The organism is Microcystis aeruginosa NIES-843 (assembly GCF_000010625.1).
GTDB classification, from domain to species: domain Bacteria; phylum Cyanobacteriota; class Cyanobacteriia; order Cyanobacteriales; family Microcystaceae; genus Microcystis; species Microcystis aeruginosa.
The window spans coordinates 1103439-1123756 of record NC_010296.1 but is presented as its reverse complement, the minus strand read 5'-3'; the positions used below and the strand labels follow the sequence as shown (position 1 = coordinate 1123756).

Genomic DNA, 20318 nt, shown 5'->3' with positions numbered 1-20318 from the left:
AGCCAGAATGCCAGATTTACACTTGCTTAATTCTCATCCACAGGCCCTAGAAACTGCCTTCATCCCCACTGCCGACCGGTCTTTTTCCTACCCTCTATCCCTCGACCTCGCTACAATTAATCAACGTTTTGACTCCGCTAACGCCGCGGAAATCGTCGCTTGGGCGGAAGCCACCTTCGGGGAAGGTTTGGTGATGAGTACCAGTTTCGGCATTCAGGCGGCGGTAATGTTGCACCTCGTCACCGCAATTATCCCCGATATTCCCATCATTTGGATCGATACCGGCTATCTTCCCCCAGAAACCTATCAATTTGCCGAAGACTTAAGCCAACGCCTCCATTTAAACCTGAAAGTTTATCAATCTCCCCTCAGTCCCGCCCGCATGGAAGCAATCCACGGTAAATTGTGGTCAAATAACGATCTCGACTCCCTCAATCTCTACGACAAAATCCGCAAGGTGGAGCCGATGCAACGGGCCCTGAAGGAATTAAAGGCCACCGCTTGGTTAGCAGGTTTACGTCGCGACCAAACCGACCACCGCAAAACTCTCCAATGGGTCAATCAACAGGGCGAACGTTACAAAATATTACCGATCCTTGACTGGAATGCCAAAACCATCTATGACTATCTGACTAAATACGATCTTCCCTACCATCCCTATTTTGATCTAGGTTATGTCTCCGTCGGCGATTGGCACTCCAGTCGGCCTTTAACCGCCGATGATAGCAACGAACGAGACACCCGTTTCAAGGGTTTAAAACAAGAATGCGGTCTTCATTTACCCTTAACCCCCGGAGAAGCACAAAGTCTCGACGCAAGCTCCCTATAACTGCCGGGGTGAAAAATTTGCCGGTGCGATCGGTTCCTAGACGTTAGACAATGGTTAATGATTATTAATCCCCCATTAACCATGGCTATTTTAGAAAATTTTCTCGAAGTCGGCTCTCTCAAGTGGTTTTATCGACAGGTTAACCCCGATCAACAACCGGACACAACTCCCGTGATCCTACTCCATGGTTTACCCGCCCATGGCTATATTTGGCGGGAATTATTGACCAGTTTAGAAGAATATAACATTAATGCCATTGCCCCCGATTGGATCGGTTCCGGTTTATCCGCTAAACCCAATGCCAGAGAATTCGCCTACACACCTGCCGCTTTTTGTCAAGCCTTGGCCGATTTTATTCAAGCTCTCCAATTGCCGAAAATCTCCCTAATCGTCCAAGGTTTTTTAGCCTCCGTCGGTTTACAATACGCCCTAGAAAATCCCGATAAAATTGAGCGTTTGATCATCTTAAATACTCCCCTCTCCAGTGATGTCAAATTACCCTGGATAATGAAACAATGGGGGCTACCTTTCCTCGGAGATATGGCGACTCAAGACCCCTTATTAGTCGATCGTACTTTAGAAACTGGTAGCGGTTTTGTGATTAGTGATGCAGATCTGGCTATTTTCCGTCAACCTTATCTAAAAACTTCGGCAGTGGGTCGCGCTTTACTGGCCACGATTCGCAATTTAAACCTATCGAAAACTATGGCAGAAATTGAGACAGGTTTAGAGAACTTTGAAAAACCTATCCTTTTTGTCTGGGGAATGGCCGATCCTTGGTTATCTTCTGTCACCGTCGAAAAATTAGCTACTAAATCAGGAGTGGAATTAATCCCCCTCGCGGAAGCAAAACACTATCCCCAAGAACATTGGTCAAAAGAAATTAGTCCCCAGATTATTAATTTTCTCGGACGCAAAACCTAAACCTCGATACTTTCTGGGAATTGATAGCAAAATCTCCCTAGAAAGTATTGATCAAGTTATCCTTAGTATATCACTGTAGTTCTGCACGGGCCACCGCCTATGGAAATACCAGCTTTAGGAAGGATAAATATAACAAATAATCCCCCAGATATTAATAATTTAACCGATTGGGAGCGAGTTAAATCGATGAGGGATGCAGAAATCGAGGCTAATGCTTTGTCAGATCCCGATGCGCTCCCTTTTGATGATGATTGGGAAAATGCGGCGATTATTTCTGCTTACAATAAATTAACATCTCAATAATTGCTAAAACTGATAATTGTCTCAGGGTTACTTGTTATGAAAGTTTAATAGACTGTTGTTCAAGAAAATAGTGATAAAATTTTTTGTTAGCTCAAAACAATAAGCAGGTAATCATTTGATAGTAATCATTCCACGTTATCCTCAAATCGAATTACTTAATATTGATTATTTGAACCATATTTTCAAGTCTATGTATATAGGACTGATGATATCTCCATGCTTCTAAAATACTTTGTAATAATTCATCTTTTGAAAAACAACCAGAATCAGCTACATCTTCAATTTGTCTGATTAGATCATCTTCTAACTCCAATTCTAGCATACTCACTTGTTTAGTTGTGTCTGCCATACTTTTATCTATCTAAAAGTTGATGGAACTATCATACCATAGGAACTCAGCACTGTGGTATCTATTAAACCCCACAATATACCCACATTACACCCATTGCTATGCATTGCATATATGTATATGTAATACCACCTACTAAATACCCTATTATACCCCCTGTTGTACCTAATCATGAATAAAACCTAAGATTATTTTAGTTAAAATTTGCGAAAAATAGCCTTTTAATAGCAAATAAGTCGATAAGTCGATGGTATTTGACCTATTGCACCCATTAAGTACCATCAGGACTCGTTTATGTTGATTTGACATAGTTGACATATCTGGTGTAATTGCTTGACATATCCAGTGTAATAGTTGGTTGACATATCTGGTGTAATTAGGGTAAGATAGGGTACTGTAGTTAGGATGCTAGGTTTCTAAAGGCAGACGGTTCTTCGTTACTTGGTATGGTTCGATCAGGGGGCAGAAATCGGCTAAATCCTTATCTGGCAAGGGACTTAATTGATTAGCTCGTTCTAGATTGAAAACAATTGGCAAAAATCGAAGCAATGTCTTTCTATATAAGGGTTTCACCCCTTATAACTCCCGTCCATTGCATAACACAAACCGAAGAACCAGGCAGACTATTATGGACATCTATAAGAAAGGACGATGACAACCCTTAAATCAGACTGTAGGGTCAATTCATGAATTGACCCTACTATAGCCCTCAATGGTAAAAATGGCTCTTCTCGACCTTAGTGATCAGTTATCAGTGAATCGATACAATCCATTCACTAAATTAACAAAAAAAAATGGCTACCAGACAATTTCGAGTAAATCTTAGTCAAAAGGACTCTGAATATCTTAAAGAAATAGCTAAGGAGCTAGGCTTAACAGAGTCTGAAGTCATTCGTAAAGGATTAAAACTCATGGCTTTATATGCTAAAACTGAGACGGAGGAAGATACTCAATTAATACTTCAAAAAGGTAATGAACAGAGACCACTACTAATTGTTTAGTTATGACCAGTGATTCAAAAAATGAGACAGAGGAAGTTAACAAGCCAAAAGACCTCAGCGCTTCTTTGGCTCTTCCAACTTAAGGGAACTCTGTGCATCATCTTCTAAAGAAGAATCCGGATGCTTATCGTTTAGACAATGAAGTATCTGCATTTGGTAAACCAGCTACAGCTATATCACCCTCAGATCAACGACATATAGTCATTTCAGATAAGTCTGATACACTCTAGACCGGTTAAACCCTTATGAACTCTGGCATTGATATTCTCAATCTTAATTGAAATGACTATATTTATGCAATTTAGAGAATTTGACTGGGATCAGTCTAAAAGATATTCTAATATAGAGAAGCATAGGATAGATTTTGCGGCTGTTCCTCCTATTTTCGATGGTCACTGTCTAATCAGAGAAGATAATCGCCAAGATTACCAAGAAATAAGGATGTGTTTGCTGGGACAATTAAACGGGATAATCTGTTATGTTGTCTATACTATAAGAGGGGAAACTTGCCGATTGATTAGTGCTAGGAGAGCAAACGAACGTGAGCGAAGAAAGTATCAAGAGAGTATCCCCCAAGATGGGGATTGTTAACACAAAAGAGGAAAGCCAAGATTTAACCGATTGGGAGCGAGTTAAATCGATGAGCGATGCAGAAATCGAGGCTAATGCTTTGTCAGATCCCGATGCGCTCCCTTTTGATGATGATTGGGAAAACGCGGCGATCATTTCCGCTTACAATAAATTAACATCTCAATAATTGCTGAAGCATTATAGCAAATCTGTCCACTCGCCTACCGTTCCACCCTGCCTACTTTTCTATACTTTTTAAACAGGGTTGAGTATTACTTGTGCTTGCATTAGTTTAATAAAAATGCTACACTCAAGGCAGTCTGTCATTGGATGACCTTTAACACAAACAAAATAGTTATAATTATGGATATGAACAAGAAAACTTATGAAGATATTTATTCAAGAACTTATTCAAGAATTTATAATATTGTGATAGAAGTATTTGAAGTTTCTGAAATACCTCAGCCAGTTTTAGATTTTGTCATCTTTAAAACTGAGTATAATTATATTCTTGAATTATCAAATGGTGGAGATGAAGATGATGCTCTAAATTTCTTGTATCAAATAGAGCAGGAATTTGACATAGAAATTCCATACGATGAAGGATCTAAAAAAAATAGTTACATTTAGAGATCTATTGGAATTTGTTTTTGAACAAAAATATAACCTTGAGATTGCAGAATATCTAAAAATACGAATAAAGACAAAAACTCTAAAATTGTTATTGTTCTTAGAAAGCAAGAAAATAGAAATCAGTAAATTTATAGAAATATTTTCAAGTGACACTTTTTCCAATAATCATCAAAATATCGAAAAACTTATCCTTTCCCTGAGACACAAAAGTTTTGATGCGTCTAGTATAATGTCATTTTCAGATATATTTAAAAATGATTTTTTATTGTCGAATTTAGAGCAAATATGTCAAATATATTGCTTTATGAATGATCAAAAAATTTCTTACTTTGATGTTATTGATATCATAAAAAGTGGATATCTAGACTCTTGCAAACAACAGATAGACGATCTTTCTGAAAAGATAAAGCTTCAAGAGTCGGAAATAAAAAACCTGAGTCTTGAACTTGAAAAGGCTAATCAGAACCTAGATTTGTTGAGAGGTCAATTAAACCATCTTTTAGATGATATCTAGCATTGTTATAGCGACATAGAAACCCAAAAAAATATTGATCAAACAAGGTATATCTGGACTTCCCCCATACAGAAATACTAAAAAATTAACAAAACCCTTACTGCCTGGAGCTTCTCAGAAAAAATTGAAAAGACGCTACTGGGTACATTTTCCCTTTGAAAATGGCTGTACCGTTGACTGTATCTAGAGTAGAGCGATTCCGTAGAGTTGGCTGTATAGTGATCGCTAACCTTATTGTAACAGATGGTGTCATTAATCTCTAGAGTCAGCGATTCCCTCGGTAGCCATGTTTTTGATGGTTTTCTGCCTGGAAACAAGCTATAATGGTCGAAGGGTCAAATTTGAAAAATTTTGAAAAATTTTGCCTCAAACCCTGTCTGCGTAAGGATTTCAGGAGTTTGTACCCAGTAGTTTATTAGTATTACATTGCTTTAACTCAGGCTCTGTAAGACTTTGAGCCATAGCTAGTATATTTATACGGGGGAAGTTCAGGTATATTATTCTGCGATAACACACCTAAAAACAAAGATTTGAGTAATTATTTTATTCCCGTACCCATCTAAGCTGCACTGCATTTAAACCGCATACTGAGGAATTTTAGTACAAGGGCCAGAAATCTCAACCCCAGAAACCTCTCCTCCCCACTCTCCTATACTTTTGAAGTGGAAGAAAGTTTTAGTTTAATTAATCTGACTACAGGCCTGTTTTTGTCGTTTCTAAATACCCCTGATAACTTGACCGGAACTGTTCGATCGATAGGTTCTTTGTCCAATATTCTACCAGAGCATGACCCCAGGCCCAAGCTTCCTTGTCAGCAGTGCTATAATTTTCTAATAGTATTGGCCAAAGTGCCAATAAATCAAAACTTTTATTCTCCGTATTTAAGAGAGAAGAAAGCTCGTAGGCCATCTGTAATTTACCGATCGCTACTGGTAATTGTTCCACAGGAATTTGTTCAGCTAAAAGATAAGCTAAAGTCGGTCTTCCCGTGGCTAAAGTGGAGATAAAACCGAGAATAGGACTTTTTAATAGGGCCGTTAAACCTTGCCCCGTGGCCATCTGTAAAGTATAGCGATCGATTATTTTCGCCGCTGCCAGGGTTCGAGTTTCTAAATCCGCTAAAAAACGGGCTAAACGCAACTGTTTTGCGGGCGAAATTGCCCCCAGTAAAGCGATTGATAACTCCTCATCCCCCCAAGCTTCTCTATCCGGCTGTTGACTGACCATCGGCAAAATGCGATCGCAGAGATTCTCGAATAATTCCGCCCGATACTGCAAGCATTCGCGGATATTGACTTCTTTGGGACTTTCTCCCGTCAGCCAATTATAGGGGGGTTGCCACTCTCGCAGCGGACGCAGGCGATCGACTTGAGAAACACACACTATAACTGGTAAATTGTCAATAGTTTGTTGCAAATCTTTAAGAAAAGCCTCATCCATGGCCAGGGCGGGATCGAGGGCGGGGGTGACAAGAATTAATAAATCGGCGTTTTCGGCATAATTTAGAACCTTTTGCCGATCATCGGCCCGATTTGCCTGTTCATAGCCCGGAGTATCCCAGAGGATTAACTCGTCTCCTTCTGGGGTTTGCCAATGGTAGGATTGGATCGCGTCGGTACTGGGCAATAGATCCACTTGGGCTAAATCGGCCCGAAAGAGAGTATTAATTAAACTGCTTTTGCCGGCCCCGGTGCGTCCAACCAGCAGAATATTAACCGGTTGGCGATCAATTTCCGTGATCGGTTCAGCTTGGGCGAGAATTTCCTTGAGAGTAGTAGTGGCGATTTTCGTCTTGGTGGGGAGAGTTGGGGCGAGATTACTGCCACTGTAGAGTAACACCGCTTGGCGAGAAAGGTTTCTTAGGGCATTTTCCCGCAAAACTTGCCCTAAATTGACTAATAATTGCTGATCCGCTCGATCGCTGTACTTTTGACTAGCAACTTTAGCCACAGCCGCAGCGGGATTGATCACCCATTGCGCCCAATTCCAGACTTGCCAAAGTTTCCGGGCTGAGGGTTGCAATTTTTGATAAACTTCGTAGGCCTGATAGGCTTGGCCGATGGTGATTTGATTCAGGGCCGGGGAAAGATTCTGCATCCAGCGATCGCTATCATCCACAGTTCCCCGAATTAAACCGTAGGCCTGGGGAATGTAAATATTTAATAAGGGGTACTTGACATCGGGGTAATATATATGAGCGATGGCACTGACCAAATCCTGACAGCGTTGCCAAAAAGTCGCCCAATCTTCCCAAACCGGGCGATCATTGCGGGCCTCGACGATAATCCTCTCGATAATTTCCTCGACATTTCCCCCGGAATCACCCTCAGGAGGGGTTAATTCTGCCTTAATTTCCCCGATGGCGGCTTCAATTTCCCCGACTGCTGGGCGCGTCCATTTGACCAACAGGAAGCGCCAAGCGACAAAAATCAGGGTAAAAACTGCCCAAATCCAATTCAAACCCCATTGATTGATCTGGACACTGGCGGCCACGATCAGAAAAATCACCACGGCGGCGATCGGAACTGCTAAAATCAACCCTTGCCAAGTTTTTAACCGTAACATTGCTCGATCTGGTTTTTTTCCATTCTACCGATCTCTGATTCTCGGTTAGGGGGCAGTCCTGATGCCAAAGTTGGCACCGCCAAGCCTGAAAATATTCTGATTGACGAATTGGCGTTATTTCAGCTTCTATTTTCCAGTCAGTCCCGATGAAAAAATTTTCACCCCCACAGATGAAAGAGGTTTCCTTCCCTACACCCCACACCCCACACCCTACACCCTCTTTCAAGTCAGAAATTAGACAGTGGCATCAATTTGGGCGAGGATTGCCGTGGACAACTGACAAAGTTGTTGATGACAAGGACCATTACTAGCCATGATCCCCCCCCATTGCCGCACATCGCCGCGATTATAGCGCACGGGTTGACCGTCAAAATAGGAAAATTTGCCGCCGGCTTCCGTTAAAATCAACTCCGGAGCGGCAAAATCCCAGTCTTTAGCCGCCGATTTCCCCGATAGGGAGATATAAACATCGGATTTTTGTTCGAGGATCGTGGCAATTTTACAGCCCACACTAGCCACATAATTTTTACCGAAGAAGGGTATTTGACTTAATAAATTATCAAAACGTTGGTCGCGATGGGTACGACTAACCACCAGATAGAGCTCGGTAATTTTATCTTTATTGGCAACTTTTACCTGTGTAATATTTCCGTCGCTAGTTTCTAGAAAAGTACCTTTTCCTTTTTGGGCAAAATAGAGTTTTTCTTGATCCGGTAGGGCAACCACGGCGATGAGCGGTCTTCCCTGATAACATAAGGCGATATGTAGGGCATATTCTCCCGTTTTGTTGATAAAATCGCGGGTTCCGTCCAAAGGATCGATAATCCATACCCAATCTTTCGGGATAGCTTCATTGCCTTGATGGGTTTCCTCGCTCAGATAACCAAAGTCGATATCCGAGAAATTTGTTTGTAATTCCCCTAAAATATAGTTATTTGCCGCTAAATCCGCCGCCGTCACTGGTCCGCCTTTTTTCTTCTTGTTGACGGCTAAATCCTGTTCACCCCGGTAGTAGGATTGAAGAATTTTAGCACCACCCCAACCGACGGCACGAGTCACAGCTAAAATGCGATCGAGCGTTTCGTTATCTTGACAGGTTAAATTAATCATAAAATAGCCTCAGTTTTTCAGACCTATTATCTACTAAATTGAAAGACTGGCATCTTAGCTTACCATCCCTTGCTTCCTAACTCCTGACTGGCTTAATTTTGCCCTTGCCAAAAATAATCGGCGGGTTTTTTGGTTTCTGCTGGTGATGATTGAGGAGCGTCTCCCAAGAAAACCGAACGCTGGATGACGCGATCGCCTAATCTTCTTTGGACTCGACTGGGAATACCGTAACCGTAGGCAATATGACCTTTTCCTGCTAGGACGATGATCTGATAGTCGGGATGAGCTTGCCAGAATTTAGCGATCGCATCGGCCATGGTTTCATCCCAGAGGACCTGTGCCAGAAAAAAGCGATCGAATCCCTGACTTTTGCCCCCCGTGTGTTGCTGATAAACGGCTAGGATCTGTTGACGATACTCCTCGTTATCCTGGTTTATTTCGCTTTTAGGGGGAATGTAGGTCATTTCTGAGGTGGAGAGGCTTTCTAAGCCCTCCCGTGCCACTTTTCTAGTGATTTCCGTGGGTGTATTTAGGGCGATCGCTGGTAGTTTTTTTGCCTTGGCCAAGCGCAGGATCGGGGCGTAAAATTCCCAATCAAATCCCCAACGTTGGTCGTATTCACTTTTTTCTCTCAACTGATTTTCGCTAATTTTGCCGGCTAAATACTGATCCAAATAGATTTGGTAAGGACGTTGAAACATCTCGAAAGCGATCGCTATTTGGGGATTATTAGCCTGTAAATACTCGATAATAGCTAATTGGGCCTGATGATCGGCTTGGCTATCGTGCCTTTCCCCCAGATAAATAATCTCGGCTGTTTTTAAATCTGCCAGAATTTGTTTTTGGCTATTAGTAAAACTCCAGGCCCGGGGCAGCAAAATAAACAGTAAGCAGAGGGCAAGGAAAACAGGAAAAAAGCGTCGAGAGAATTTCATCTTTTTATACTAAATCCGTTGAGTATAGGCTACTTGTGAGGACAGGCAAAAGGTAAGAGGCACTCATGCAAAAGAGGGAATAGATAATCAGTTTTTAATAACTAGATTTAGTATTAAAAGCCTTTTAAGAAACTGATCTTAACCGAAGCCAAGACAAAAAGGGTGAGCAATGCCCACCCGAAAAAATTTTCAGAGAACCTTTCTGGTTTAGTAGGTTTCTACGTGCCAGCGATGTTCTTTTTTCAGTTGTTTCTGATAGACAGACCAATCAGCGCCATTTTTAGCAGCAGCACCACTGATAGCATCGTCGATACCATCTTCCATCCCTTTCAGTCCGCACATATAAGCGTGGGTTTTGGGACTTTGGAGTAGATTCCAGATTTCGTCAGCGTGTTCGGCTACCCGGTGTTGAATATACATTCTACCGCCCTGGGGATTTTGCTGTTCCCGGCTGATGGCATAGGTGAGACGGAAGTTATCGGGGAATTCCGCCGCTATTTTCTCTAATTCTTCTTGGTAGAGAATATTGGCCGTTTTGGGAACTCCGAAAATCAACCAAGCTAGACCTTTGAATTTATAATCTTCGTGTTGTTCCTTGAACATCCGCCAGAGGAAAGCTCGGAAGGGAGCGATTCCCGTCCCAGTGGCCATCATAATGATAGTGGCATCTTCATCACCCGGTAGCAGCATTTCCTTACCCACAGGGCCGGTAATAGCCACATCGGCACCCACCTCTACATTACAGAGATGGGTGGAACAAACTCCATAAACCGTTTCCTTGGTTTCTGGGTGTTGGTATTCTAACTGACGCACGCAGAGGGATACGGTTTTATCGTCTAATTTATCACCATGACGGGTGGAGGCGATCGAATAGAGTCTCAATTTATGAGGTTTGCCATTAGCATCGGTACCCGGGGGGATAATACCGATACTTTGGCCTTCTAAATAGCGTAAATCGCTCCCAGAAAGGTCAAAGGTGACGTGTTGTACGATGCCGATACCTCCCTCATCAACGAGAGCATAGTTCTCGATACATTTGCCGATAAAGGGTTGATTCGGACGGTAGATGTTGACGGGGATATCTGTTTTTTCTTTCGCTTGAGTCATGGCCTTTTTCTTGGTCTGTTCGGGGACGGGCGATGATTGAGCGATTGGCTGTGGTGTGGAGGCACTAGAAACAGTTGCTACGGGGGCAATCCCATTGAAGGGTTTGATGCTGACGATACGACCACCTAAACGGGTAATCCGACGCATTTCTTGATTCATGCGACTGTAGGGAACCGTGAAAAACACGCTTCCACTCTGACGGATTGAATAATCCAAGCTGTCAGTATTGTCGTTTTGATTGAGACCCGCCACTTCGTAAACAAATAAACGGTTTCCCGCTAGTGTACTCGGACTGTACATTAAATATAACTCCCAACTCAAGTCACGATAATCGTTCCATAGTTTAGCCTACCATCGGTACACTACACCTAGGCCTATATTGAGAGTTATCTTAAAAAAACCACAGACATCGCTTTTATCCTTTTGGATAGGATAGGTTAAGTCTCTGGTTAAAATCTGTTACATTTGCAGCATTTTACTTTTTATTAAGATTTATGCTACTTTTTCCCATTTATGCTAAAAATCCCCCTAGTTTGCCTGATCAGGACAAAAGCGGGGGACAGATATTACCGATAATTATTTTTTCAACTACTGGGCCGCAGCTGCGTTTAAGGGTTTAATGCTGACGATGCGAGCGCCTAAACGGGTAATCCGACGCATTTCTTGATTCATGCGGCTATAGGGAACAGTTAAAAAGACACTGCCACTCTTACGGATAGAATAATCTAGGTTATCAGTATTGTCATTTTGACTCAAACCGACGACTTCATAGACAAAAAGGCGATTTTCTTTGGCACTAGAGAGACTTTGCATCGAAATGGCTCCTACATTGATGTTATAGTTCTCTAGTTTAGCCTAGCGGGGAGACTAGCAATCTAGTTAATTGCTGATTTACGGCCGTTCATTGTACCATGACGCTCGATCGCAATTGTCCACAGGCCGCATCGGTCGCTAAACCTCTGGAATAACGGACAGTAACGGCGACTTTTTCCTGTTCTAAAATAGTTTTAAAAGCCTTAATTCTCTTTTCATCAGGCCGTTGATAATCCACCTCTTGAATAGGATTATAGGGGATGAGATTGACGTGGGATTGAAAACCTTTCACCAGTTTGGCTAATTCCCTTGCGTGTTCGGGTAAATCATTTACTCCCGCTAAAAGAATGTATTCAAATGTCACTCTTCGTCCCGTGATTTGAACGTATTCCTGACAGTCTTGGATCAGATTACTTAGGAGATAATGGTCGGCACTGGGGATTAATTTAGCTCGAACTTGTTGATTAGAAGCATGGAGACTAACAGCAAAAGTTATTTGCAAATTATGTTCCGCTAGTTGCTTGATTTTATGGGGCAATCCCACGGTAGAAATCGTTAAACAACGCTGACCGATACCCACATCTTTATTAAGGCAATGAATCGCTGTCACCACTTCGGGGATATTTAATAAAGGTTCCCCCATCCCCATAAATACCACATGACTGACTCGCTGCTGAAAATCCTCCTGTACTGTTAACACTTGGTCAACGATTTCATGTGCTTTTAAATTACGAGTAAAACCCCCTTTTCCCGTGGCACAAAAATCACAGGCCATCGGGCAACCCACTTGCGAAGAAACACAGACTGTCAATCTTTTTTCACTAGGAATTCCCACCGCTTCGATAATTAAACCATCCGCCAGTTTTAGCAGATATTTACGAGTGCGATCGGGTGCTACACTGCGATAATGTATAAGGGAACGACCAATAGGATAGTCTGCCATCTTGCTGCGCCATTCTTGGGGGAATACGGAAATATCCGCCAAAGAATGCACCCCTTTTTCATATAGCCATTGGTGTAATTGTTTACCCCGATAAGCGGGTTGTCCCTGGTCTTTTACCCAGTCGGTCAGTTCCTCTAAAGATTTCGCTAGTAAAGTCATAATTGTTATCGTTGAGCGTCTTACCATTCTAACCGATCGATCATCCCTAGGAGCAAAACCGTAACAAAATTGTATTCATTAATTGACATTTTTTCCCTTTGCTCCTTCTCTAGTCTTTGTTAGTCAATTAAATACTTAAAACTATAACTTCAACTTAGCCTAAGGATTTCTACTGTTGGGTATTCCTTTTTATACTAAATCTGGTTATTAAAAACTGATTATTTATTCCCCCTTTTGCCTCTTGCCTATTGCATGAGTGCCTGTCCTGATATGTAGCCTATACTCAACGGATTTAGTATTATATTCTCCTTCCACTGAGAGGGAAGTAGCATCTAAATGGGAATTCTCGGTCGCCACACCAAATTTTTTCACGGCCGCTAAACTAATCAGTAGGAAAATGGCCGAAACATCAAGTTGATAAAGTTTGTCCATTACTCGACTAATTTTATCATCATTCAGGTGTTTGGGTTCGATGCCATCTCCCCGCAGATGTTCGGTTGCTTTATCTTCAAAAAATTGAGGAAATAAATACAAGGATCGGGAGACAAATCCCAATCCGTTAAGAATAATCGCTTTTACTACTTGCCCCGCTGTGACAATTTCTCCTGGAACCCATTGAGACTTGTTCGTTTGACAACAACCCAATAGCGAGCTACAATGCGATCACTTTCTGGCTTTGCGGATAGCACTCCCTAGCATTAAACCCCCAAGGGTAATATAAGCAAGAACGCTGCTGGATTCTGGAGTCGTTCTTTTAGATGCAACACGAATCTGAACAAGAACATCATCGTCATCATCATCTACAGTGAAAGATGCAGCGTCATCAAGATGAGCTAAGAAGATATTAGTATCTAGTAACTCAAATGTATTTCCTCCGAAACCAAGGCTATTATCTAGATCCGAAAAAACTATTTGTGAAGCCATATCTGTGCCTCCAATTGTAGCGAAAAAACTTTGACCATTCCAGTTAGTTAAAACTGCCAGTGGAATTGGTTGATCTGGATTAAAAGACCCCAAAAAAACCTCACTGTTTGTTGATGGATTATTCGGCAATCCTGAAAGAACCGGAACAAAGTTTTCTGAAGTAGTCCCAAGACCAAACTCAGAATTGGCACCAGCACCACCTCCTAAGGATTTAACGTAAATATCAACCTGATCAGGAAATTTAAACTCTGCTGCACTGCTTGGATTAGTAATACCGCCAACGAATAAAGCAATAGCAAAAGTAAATAAGGGATATTTGGGGTTGCAGGGATTGAACATTTTTGTTGCTCCTCAAAAATTAATTCTTTTTTTGTTGTTCGTTATCTTTTGTTCCTTGAGAACAAGGTTCATGCTTTTAGTTTGATCAGTGAGCAAAAATTGCCCAGTCGTCTGGAACAGGCGAACCAAAAGATTCGCCCGCCCACTCCCAACCAATTAAATAAGCTGAACATCTAAAGAGACAGCAAACCCTGCGGGGCGATTTTCAATGGTTGCGAATTGTTGCCCAAGAAAACTTAACCCACCTGTTAAGCTATTGTAGTTAAATTGGCTAAGGCTACTAGCATTAAATCCGGACTTACTGAGCTGGATGACATCGCCCTCTATCCACTGAAAATCCTTGATTACGTCAACTCCTTCTAGAAGAGAACCGAAAAAAAAGGCATCGGCACCAGTGCCGCCAGTGAGGATATCATTGCCATAGCCGCCATAGACAAAGTCATTCCCAGCACCTCCTAATAGAACATCGTTGTCGGCTCCGCCAAAGAGATAATCAGTGTCGTTTCCGCCTGATAAAGTGTCAGCACCCGCTTCGCCAATGAGCAAGTCACTACCGTTTCCGCCGAAGACATTGTCATTTCCAGCGCGGCCGAAGATGATATCTGCACCATCTCCACCATCAATGTAGTCGTTGCCTATTCCACCGTCGATGTAGTCGTTGCCTCCTTGGCCGTAAATGCTATCATTCCCTTCATTCCCGTACATGGTGTCATTACCGAAACTGCCGAACAAGAAGTCATTGTAAATTGTACCGTTGTAAACTGGCATTAGCTGTCAACTCCTGTGAATTAATTAAGTTGATGATTCAAGTCAAACATTCAGAGCAAATAACATTCAATAGATACTGAATAACAAATTGGTATCAGCCAACAACTCTAAATAACTCTAAATAGCTCTAAATAACCGTACATAACTTTTAATAACAATTAATAACAGTGCTTTCTCTTTCTCATAAAAATATTGACAAATTAGAGGAAATGATGTAATCTTTAAATATCTCTATTAATTTTTGATTATTTTTGAACTAAAAATGGTTGGCATTCCTGACACGATAGGGACTAAAGATAAAGACCTATTGCAAAAAGCATTTCTAAACCAGATCTTGCAAAGTACTGGTTTGATAAAAAATCAAGATCATAGTTGTTTATTTCAACTTCTATATAATCCAAAAAATCAAGATAAAAAAAGAAGTGAAATTGTCGAAATAATGAAAAATAAGCATAATCTTCATTATACGGAAGCAACTATTCATGAATATGCGAAAAGAATTAGGAGAATAATGGTAGATGTGTTTAAACAAGCGATGATAGACGATGGATTAGAATTAAGTGTCAATTTAATTACTACTAAATATGAGAAGAAAGGAAAACCTCAGAATTCAATTGAACCTCATCAAGTGACTTATCAATGGTTATGGGAGAAAAAATTTCCTCGGATGGGTTGGGAATTAGCAAAAGAAGTTGCTGCACCTGCTTGTAATAAGTTAACGATGCTGGATATTAATGAAAATTTTGAGGTAGAAAAATCCCCTAATGGAGGAGCCTCAAACGGGAGTTCAAAAAGGGGTCTAGTTATGAATGGTACTGTAATTAAGCCAGAGCCAGATAAGGGTAATTATATTTATCTTAACAAGCCCCATTATTTATGGGTTAATTTACCTGAAAATGGTAAATATTTATTGTTAATTAATGAGACGGTAGAAGGAAATTTTTATCTCTTTAGTCCTTCAAGAGCATTTGCCTATATTCCTTATACTAAGCTGTCAGAAGGACTTCGTTTACCCCCGTCTGAAGGACTAGCTCGATTTTTCCAATATGATGCAGTAGGAGATGAATATTTTCTGGCAATTGTCACAGAGCAACCCATTGATTTATCTTGGGTTAATGGGGAATCTGACCCTACAGATATTATTTTAAGTCAAGAGCGTCTTGAGGAGATATTTGTTAAATTGGGTCAACAGGGTAATAGTGAGGTGTTTTATAAGCGGTTTAAGGTGGTGGAAAAACCCATTAATCACTCTGATCAATCAGCAACAATAATCAGCAACAAAAACTTAGTTTATTAAAGGAAGATAGTAACATCAATCAATCCATAATTAACCAGATACAACAGTATAACCAGATCGCATCATGCCAGCGATCGCCCTTGCCCATTGTCAACAGTAATTGCCCATAAAATAGGAAAAAACAATGCAAATTTCTATTCAACTAGACGATGAACACGCTCAAAAACTAGCCTATATTCAACAAACCACCCAAGAAAATACTTTAGAAACCATTCAACAAGCCATTGAACTACGCTATCAACAACTCCAAGAAAAAACACACGATCCCCTAGCTAAATTAAAACAAAGTTCCTTTATCGGTAGCTTTGAAGCAGAGGCTGACTTTGCCGAAAACTCAGAAAACATTTTGCATTCACTCCTATCCGAAAAAAATGATCATTGCTGATACAGGATTCTTTCTCGCTCTTGGCAATCGAAAAGACAAAGATCACTCGTTAGCCATTCAAACTATTTATAGTCAAAATGAAGCCTTAATTACCACCTATCCTGTTATCACCGAAACCTGTTATTTACTCTTAGCCAGAATAGGTAATCAGGCGCAAATCAACTTTTTGCAGGGATTGGTTAACGATAACTTTGAAATATTTCATTTACAAAATCATCATATTGAACGAATGATTGAATTAATGGATCGTTACGCTAACTTACCGATGGATATGGCAGACGCTTCTTTGATTGTATTAGCAGAGCATCTAGGACATGGAAGAATATTAACTGTTGATCGTCGAGATTTCAGTATCTATCGTTGGAACAATACGGAGGTTTTTAACAACTTATTGTAGGAGATATTTATTCAGGGTAATCAGGGTAATAGTGAGGTGTTTTATAAGCGGTTTAAGGTGGTAGAAAAACCCATTAATCACTCTGATCAATCAGCAACAATAATCAGCAACAAAAACTTAGTTTATTAAAGGAAGATAGTAACATCAATCAATCCATAATTAACCAGATACAACAGTATAACCAAACCATAGGAATGCTATATCAGCAGGGGCAATATGAGCAAGGGATTATCTTCGCTCAAAAAACCTGTGATTTAGCCAAAAGTTACTCACTAACTAATGAGCCTATTTATGCTTATTCTTTGAATCTTTTAGCCATATTATATAAGTCAATGGGACGGTATGAGCAAGCTTTACCTCTCTCTCAACAAGTTCTCGAAATTGTTGGTAAAAGTTTAGGTACTGACCACCCTGAATATGCTAATTGTCTGAATAACTTAGCCCTATTATATGAGTCAATGGGACAGTATGAGCAAGCTTTACCTCTTCATCAACAAGCTCTGGAAATTAGTGGTAAAATTCTAGGTACTGAACACCATGACTATGCTGGTTCTCTGAATAACTTAGCCGGATTATATAAGTCAATGGGACAGTATGAGCAAGCTTTACCTCTCCATCAACAAGCTCTCAAAATTATTGGTAAAAGTTTAGGTACTGACCACCCTGACTATGCTACTTGTCTGAATAACTTATCCGTATTACATAAGTCAATGGGACAGTATGAGCAAGCTTTACCTCTCTCTCTACAAGCTCTCGAAATTCGTAGTAAAAGTTTAGGTACTGACCACCCTAACTATGCTAGTTCTCTGAATAATTTAGCCGTATTATATGGGTCAATGGGACAGTATGAGCAAGCTTTACCTCTCTATCAACAAGCTCTCGCAATTCGTGGTAAAAGTTTAGGTACTAACCACCCCGACTATGCTGATTCTCTGAATAATTTAGCCGTATTATATGGGTCAATGGGACAGTATGAGCAAGCTTTACCTCTCTATCAACAAGCTCTCGCAATTCGTGGTAAAAGTTTAGGTACTGACCACCCCGACTATGCTGATTCTCTGAATAATTTAGCCGTATTATATCAGTCAATGGGACAGTATGAGCAAGCTTTACCTCTCTCTCTACAAGCTCTCGAAATTCGTAGTAAAATTCTAGGTACTGACCATCCTGACTATGCTGGTTCTCTGAATAACTTAGGCGGATTATATCGGTCAATGGGACAGTATGAGCAAGCTTTACCTCTCTCTCTACAAGCTCTCGAAATTCGTGGTAAAAGTTTAGGTACTGACCACCCTGGCTATGCCACTTCTCTGAATAACTTAGCCGCATTATATCGGTCAATGGGACGGTATGAGCAAGCTTTACCTCTCTTTCAACAAGCTCTCGAAATTCATGGTAAAAGTTTAGGTACTGATCACCCTAATTATGCTCTTTTTCTCAATAATTTAGCCCTTTTATACACAGCAACCAACCGCCCAGAAGAAGCACTAAAATTAATGCAAGAAGCGGCAGATATTGATTTAAAAACTATCTCGACCATCTTTAGCATTAGCACCGATAAGCAACGCATCAACTATCTTGCCAAAAACTACCATATAGTAGAAACATTTCTCTCCCTTGTTTTCCAACACTTTCCTAATAGCCCCGAAGCGGTACAATCTGCCTATAACCTCATCTTAAGACGAAAAGCGATCGCCACTGAAACCGCCATCCAGCAAAAAATCGCCCTTTTATCCCAACAATACGCCCATCTTGCCCCCAAACTCCAACAATGGCAACAAATTAGGCAACAACTCGCCAAACGCTGTTTTGATATACCCACCCCCGAACAACTTCCCTACTACCAACAAGAAATTAAATCCCTCGAACAACAAGCAGAAAACCTCGAACGAGAATTAAATATCCCCGAACTTAACCTCGAAAAAGAACTGCAAAACGCTGATTTTCGTACCATCGCTTTAGAATTACCCGAAGGAACTACCCTAATTGAATTTATTAGGTTTAATAACTACAATTTTCAGGCAATTCCCGCCAACGGTGACGCTGCATCCTTTCCCCCTCGCTATCTTGCCTTTATCCTACCTGCCCAAGCCCCAGAACAGCTAACTATGATAGATTTAGGAGAAGCTGAACCCATAGACAAATTAGTGAAAGAGTTTCGGGAATCGGTAGAAAACCCACGAGGATTAAGTGTGGCCGTATTTAAGAAAAAAGAGGATATATCGCCAAAAATTGAACTAAGCCAGCTTATTTTTCAGAAAATCAAGCCTTATCTCAGCCAAGAATTAATTATCTGTCCCGATGGCGAATTAAACTGCTTACCCTTTGAAATTTTACCCACCGATAAAGGCAGCTACTTAATGGATGAATATCGCTGCAACTTCTTAAATGTAGGACGAGATATCCTGCGCTTTAAAGCCAAAATTCCCGCCAAAGTCACCTATCCCCTCGTTATCGCTAACCCTGACTATAACTTAGCCAGTCCCGAAAACACGCCATCAACTGCTGAAAATGAGGAAAAATTCCCCTTTAAACCATCCTTACGCAATTTAGCCACCTCTAGACAAGGACAAATATTCAACTCCCTCCCCGGCACCGAAATCGAAGGCGAAAAAATCGCTAAAATACTCAGAGTCAAACCCGTTACCGCCGCCAAAGCTTTAAAACCTCTTGTCTCCAAAGCCCAAAAAGCCCCTTATATTCTCCATATTGCTACTCATGGCTACTTTCTCGGCGATATAACCCCCGAACTGGACACAATTAACCAAAACTTCATGTTATCGAGTCTTTCCGCCTCAGAAAGATTCCAAGTCGGCACCAGGCAAAATCCCCTGTTGCGTTCAGGTTTAGCCTTTGCGGGGGTGAATACGATGTTAAACGGCGGTAAACTACCCGAAGAAGCCGAAGATGGCTTATTAACTTCCCTAGACGTGCAATCTATCAATTTAGCAGGGACAGAGTTAGTAGTAACATCCGCCTGTGAAACCGCCTTAGGAGACCTCTACACAGGAGAAACCCTCATCGGTTTGCGTCGTTCCTTCATCCAAGCAGGAGCAAAAACCGTTATTATCAGCCTTTGGAAAGTGGAGGATGTGGCTACCACTATCTTAATGCAGTATTTCTATTATTATCTCCTGAAAGCAAAACTTAGCAAAGCAGAAGCTTTGAGAAAAGCCAAATCTAGCCTCCAGCGTCTCACCATCGCCAAAATGCGTTCCCAATGGCTAACGGAAGATGCCATCAAATCGGCAGAAAAACACAGTATAGGAACTGCTACCCATTTGCGGGAATTAAGTCAAAAATCTGATTTAGAACGCCCTTATGAAGCTCCTAAGTATTGGGCTGCTTTTATTTGTTTAGGGAATCCAGCCGGTCTTCCGCTTTTACCATTTTGACAGGCGAGCAAGGGACAAAATCTCAAAACCCACATTCCGCACCCTAAGTGTCACAACG

At 41.1% G+C, this 20318-nt stretch carries 22 protein-coding genes and 1 pseudogene; 12 read left to right on the top strand and 11 right to left on the bottom strand.

Annotated elements, in window-relative coordinates; translation table 11 throughout:
* Positions 1-7: 7 nt before the first annotated feature.
* From cysH to MAE_RS05605, 3 genes are all read left to right on the top strand, one after another.
* The gene (gene cysH / locus MAE_RS05615) at positions 8-829 is read left to right on the top strand and encodes a phosphoadenosine phosphosulfate reductase (RefSeq protein ID WP_002795561.1); all 822 of its coding nucleotides are present in this window, start codon (positions 8-10) and stop codon (positions 827-829) included.
* 57 nt (positions 830-886) lie between these two features.
* On the top strand, positions 887-1753 hold the full coding sequence (locus MAE_RS05610) for an alpha/beta fold hydrolase (protein ID WP_041803853.1): 867 nt from the start codon (positions 887-889) through the stop codon (positions 1751-1753).
* A gap of 99 nt (positions 1754-1852) precedes the next feature.
* Complete coding sequence (locus MAE_RS05605; RefSeq protein WP_012264704.1) at positions 1853-2056, top strand: hypothetical protein; 204 nt, start codon at positions 1853-1855, stop codon at positions 2054-2056.
* A gap of 151 nt (positions 2057-2207) precedes the next feature.
* On the opposite strand, the gene MAE_RS05600 is transcribed toward MAE_RS05605, so the two are convergent.
* A complete protein-coding gene (locus tag MAE_RS05600) occupies positions 2208-2405 on the bottom strand; it encodes a hypothetical protein (RefSeq protein ID WP_041803851.1) in 198 nt (65 codons plus the stop codon).
* Positions 2406-2813: 408 nt separating this feature from the next.
* Positions 2814-2942 (bottom strand): hypothetical protein, encoded by a 129-nt coding sequence (locus MAE_RS35595; protein ID WP_269453968.1) that lies wholly within the window; start codon positions 2940-2942, stop codon positions 2814-2816.
* A gap of 257 nt (positions 2943-3199) precedes the next feature.
* On the opposite strand from MAE_RS35595, the gene MAE_RS05590 reads away from it, so the two are divergent.
* From MAE_RS05590 to MAE_RS05575, 5 genes are all read left to right on the top strand, one after another.
* Positions 3200-3406 carry a hypothetical protein gene (locus tag MAE_RS05590; protein WP_012264701.1) on the top strand — a complete coding sequence of 69 codons (207 nt, stop codon included), beginning with the start codon at positions 3200-3202 and terminating at the stop codon, positions 3404-3406.
* Between the two features lie 282 nt (positions 3407-3688).
* On the top strand, positions 3689-3997 hold the full coding sequence (locus tag MAE_RS05585) for a BrnT family toxin (protein ID WP_012264700.1): 309 nt from the start codon (positions 3689-3691) through the stop codon (positions 3995-3997).
* Positions 3984-4163, top strand: coding sequence for a hypothetical protein (locus MAE_RS05580; protein WP_004158712.1), 180 nt, complete (start codon positions 3984-3986; stop codon positions 4161-4163). Before MAE_RS05585 ends, MAE_RS05580 begins: the two co-directional genes overlap by 14 nt.
* A 176-nt stretch (positions 4164-4339) precedes the next feature.
* Positions 4340-4606, top strand: a complete 267-nt coding sequence (locus MAE_RS34740; protein WP_231859728.1) for a hypothetical protein — start codon at positions 4340-4342, stop codon at positions 4604-4606.
* Between the two features lie 7 nt (positions 4607-4613).
* Complete coding sequence (locus MAE_RS05575; RefSeq protein ID WP_231859727.1) at positions 4614-5123, top strand: hypothetical protein; 510 nt, start codon at positions 4614-4616, stop codon at positions 5121-5123.
* A gap of 693 nt (positions 5124-5816) precedes the next feature.
* On the opposite strand, the gene MAE_RS05570 is transcribed toward MAE_RS05575, so the two are convergent.
* From MAE_RS05570 to MAE_RS05530, 9 genes and pseudogenes are all read right to left on the bottom strand, one after another.
* The gene (locus MAE_RS05570; protein WP_012264697.1) at positions 5817-7688 is read right to left on the bottom strand and encodes a GTPase family protein; all 1872 of its coding nucleotides are present in this window, start codon (positions 7686-7688) and stop codon (positions 5817-5819) included.
* A gap of 234 nt (positions 7689-7922) precedes the next feature.
* Positions 7923-8798 (bottom strand): 3'(2'),5'-bisphosphate nucleotidase CysQ family protein, encoded by an 876-nt coding sequence (locus tag MAE_RS05565; protein WP_012264696.1) that lies wholly within the window; start codon positions 8796-8798, stop codon positions 7923-7925.
* Positions 8799-8890: 92 nt separating this feature from the next.
* Positions 8891-9733 (bottom strand): ChaN family lipoprotein, encoded by an 843-nt coding sequence (locus tag MAE_RS05560; RefSeq protein WP_002795569.1) that lies wholly within the window; start codon positions 9731-9733, stop codon positions 8891-8893.
* A 207-nt stretch (positions 9734-9940) separates the two neighbouring features.
* On the bottom strand, positions 9941-11140 hold the full coding sequence (petH, locus tag MAE_RS05555; RefSeq protein WP_002795570.1) for a ferredoxin--NADP reductase: 1200 nt from the start codon (positions 11138-11140) through the stop codon (positions 9941-9943).
* Positions 11141-11428: 288 nt separating this feature from the next.
* Entirely contained in the window at positions 11429-11653 is a 225-nt protein-coding gene (locus MAE_RS05550) for a phycobilisome linker polypeptide (protein WP_002795571.1), read from the bottom strand.
* 88 nt (positions 11654-11741) lie between these two features.
* Complete coding sequence (gene rlmN / locus MAE_RS05545; RefSeq protein WP_012264695.1) at positions 11742-12755, bottom strand: 23S rRNA (adenine(2503)-C(2))-methyltransferase RlmN; 1014 nt, start codon at positions 12753-12755, stop codon at positions 11742-11744.
* Positions 12756-13055: 300 nt separating this feature from the next.
* A pseudogene (locus tag MAE_RS05540) lies at positions 13056-13361 on the bottom strand (DUF4277 domain-containing protein); the annotation flags it as partial.
* 57 nt (positions 13362-13418) lie between these two features.
* Positions 13419-14018 carry a hypothetical protein gene (locus MAE_RS05535; protein WP_002795574.1) on the bottom strand — a complete coding sequence of 200 codons (600 nt, stop codon included), beginning with the start codon at positions 14016-14018 and terminating at the stop codon, positions 13419-13421.
* 156 nt (positions 14019-14174) lie between these two features.
* A complete protein-coding gene (locus MAE_RS05530) occupies positions 14175-14786 on the bottom strand; it encodes a calcium-binding protein (protein WP_002795576.1) in 612 nt (203 codons plus the stop codon).
* Positions 14787-15048: 262 nt separating this feature from the next.
* On the opposite strand from MAE_RS05530, the gene MAE_RS05525 reads away from it, so the two are divergent.
* The 4 genes from MAE_RS05525 (at position 15049) to MAE_RS05510 (ending at position 20260) form a co-directional block, all read left to right on the top strand.
* A complete protein-coding gene (locus tag MAE_RS05525) occupies positions 15049-16083 on the top strand; it encodes a Clr5 domain-containing protein (RefSeq protein ID WP_012264692.1) in 1035 nt (344 codons plus the stop codon).
* A gap of 124 nt (positions 16084-16207) precedes the next feature.
* On the top strand, positions 16208-16468 hold the full coding sequence (locus MAE_RS05520; RefSeq protein ID WP_002758926.1) for a hypothetical protein: 261 nt from the start codon (positions 16208-16210) through the stop codon (positions 16466-16468).
* Positions 16455-16865 carry a type II toxin-antitoxin system VapC family toxin gene (locus MAE_RS05515; RefSeq protein ID WP_012264691.1) on the top strand — a complete coding sequence of 137 codons (411 nt, stop codon included), beginning with the start codon at positions 16455-16457 and terminating at the stop codon, positions 16863-16865. The genes MAE_RS05520 and MAE_RS05515 overlap by 14 nt, the downstream gene beginning before the upstream one ends.
* A gap of 194 nt (positions 16866-17059) precedes the next feature.
* Entirely contained in the window at positions 17060-20260 is a 3201-nt protein-coding gene (locus MAE_RS05510; protein ID WP_148204729.1) for a CHAT domain-containing tetratricopeptide repeat protein, read from the top strand.
* Positions 20261-20318: the final 58 nt, after the last annotated feature.

Bases quoted from the DNA above. Each gene is read 5' to 3' on its own strand.
- cysH (WP_002795561.1), top strand. From the start codon at position 8: ATGCCAGATTTACACTTGCTTAATTCTCATCCACAGGCCCTAGAAACT.
- MAE_RS05610 (WP_041803853.1), top strand. From the start codon at position 887: ATGATTATTAATCCCCCATTAACCATGGCTATTTTAGAAAATTTTCTC.
- MAE_RS05605 (WP_012264704.1), top strand. From the start codon at position 1,853: ATGGAAATACCAGCTTTAGGAAGGATAAATATAACAAATAATCCCCCA.
- MAE_RS05600 (WP_041803851.1), bottom strand. From the start codon at position 2,405: ATGGCAGACACAACTAAACAAGTGAGTATGCTAGAATTGGAGTTAGAA.
- MAE_RS05590 (WP_012264701.1), top strand. From the start codon at position 3,200: ATGGCTACCAGACAATTTCGAGTAAATCTTAGTCAAAAGGACTCTGAA.
- MAE_RS05585 (WP_012264700.1), top strand. From the start codon at position 3,689: ATGACTATATTTATGCAATTTAGAGAATTTGACTGGGATCAGTCTAAA.
- MAE_RS05580 (WP_004158712.1), top strand. From the start codon at position 3,984: ATGGGGATTGTTAACACAAAAGAGGAAAGCCAAGATTTAACCGATTGG.
- MAE_RS34740 (WP_231859728.1), top strand. From the start codon at position 4,340: ATGGATATGAACAAGAAAACTTATGAAGATATTTATTCAAGAACTTAT.
- MAE_RS05570 (WP_012264697.1), bottom strand. From the start codon at position 7,688: ATGTTACGGTTAAAAACTTGGCAAGGGTTGATTTTAGCAGTTCCGATC.
- MAE_RS05565 (WP_012264696.1), bottom strand. From the start codon at position 8,798: ATGATTAATTTAACCTGTCAAGATAACGAAACGCTCGATCGCATTTTA.
- MAE_RS05560 (WP_002795569.1), bottom strand. From the start codon at position 9,733: ATGAAATTCTCTCGACGCTTTTTTCCTGTTTTCCTTGCCCTCTGCTTA.
- petH (WP_002795570.1), bottom strand. From the start codon at position 11,140: ATGTACAGTCCGAGTACACTAGCGGGAAACCGTTTATTTGTTTACGAA.
- MAE_RS05550 (WP_002795571.1), bottom strand. From the start codon at position 11,653: ATGCAAAGTCTCTCTAGTGCCAAAGAAAATCGCCTTTTTGTCTATGAA.
- rlmN (WP_012264695.1), bottom strand. From the start codon at position 12,755: ATGACTTTACTAGCGAAATCTTTAGAGGAACTGACCGACTGGGTAAAA.
- MAE_RS05535 (WP_002795574.1), bottom strand. From the start codon at position 14,018: ATGTTCAATCCCTGCAACCCCAAATATCCCTTATTTACTTTTGCTATT.
- MAE_RS05530 (WP_002795576.1), bottom strand. From the start codon at position 14,786: ATGCCAGTTTACAACGGTACAATTTACAATGACTTCTTGTTCGGCAGT.
- MAE_RS05525 (WP_012264692.1), top strand. From the start codon at position 15,049: ATGGTTGGCATTCCTGACACGATAGGGACTAAAGATAAAGACCTATTG.
- MAE_RS05520 (WP_002758926.1), top strand. From the start codon at position 16,208: ATGCAAATTTCTATTCAACTAGACGATGAACACGCTCAAAAACTAGCC.
- MAE_RS05515 (WP_012264691.1), top strand. From the start codon at position 16,455: ATGATCATTGCTGATACAGGATTCTTTCTCGCTCTTGGCAATCGAAAA.
- MAE_RS05510 (WP_148204729.1), top strand. From the start codon at position 17,060: ATGCTATATCAGCAGGGGCAATATGAGCAAGGGATTATCTTCGCTCAA.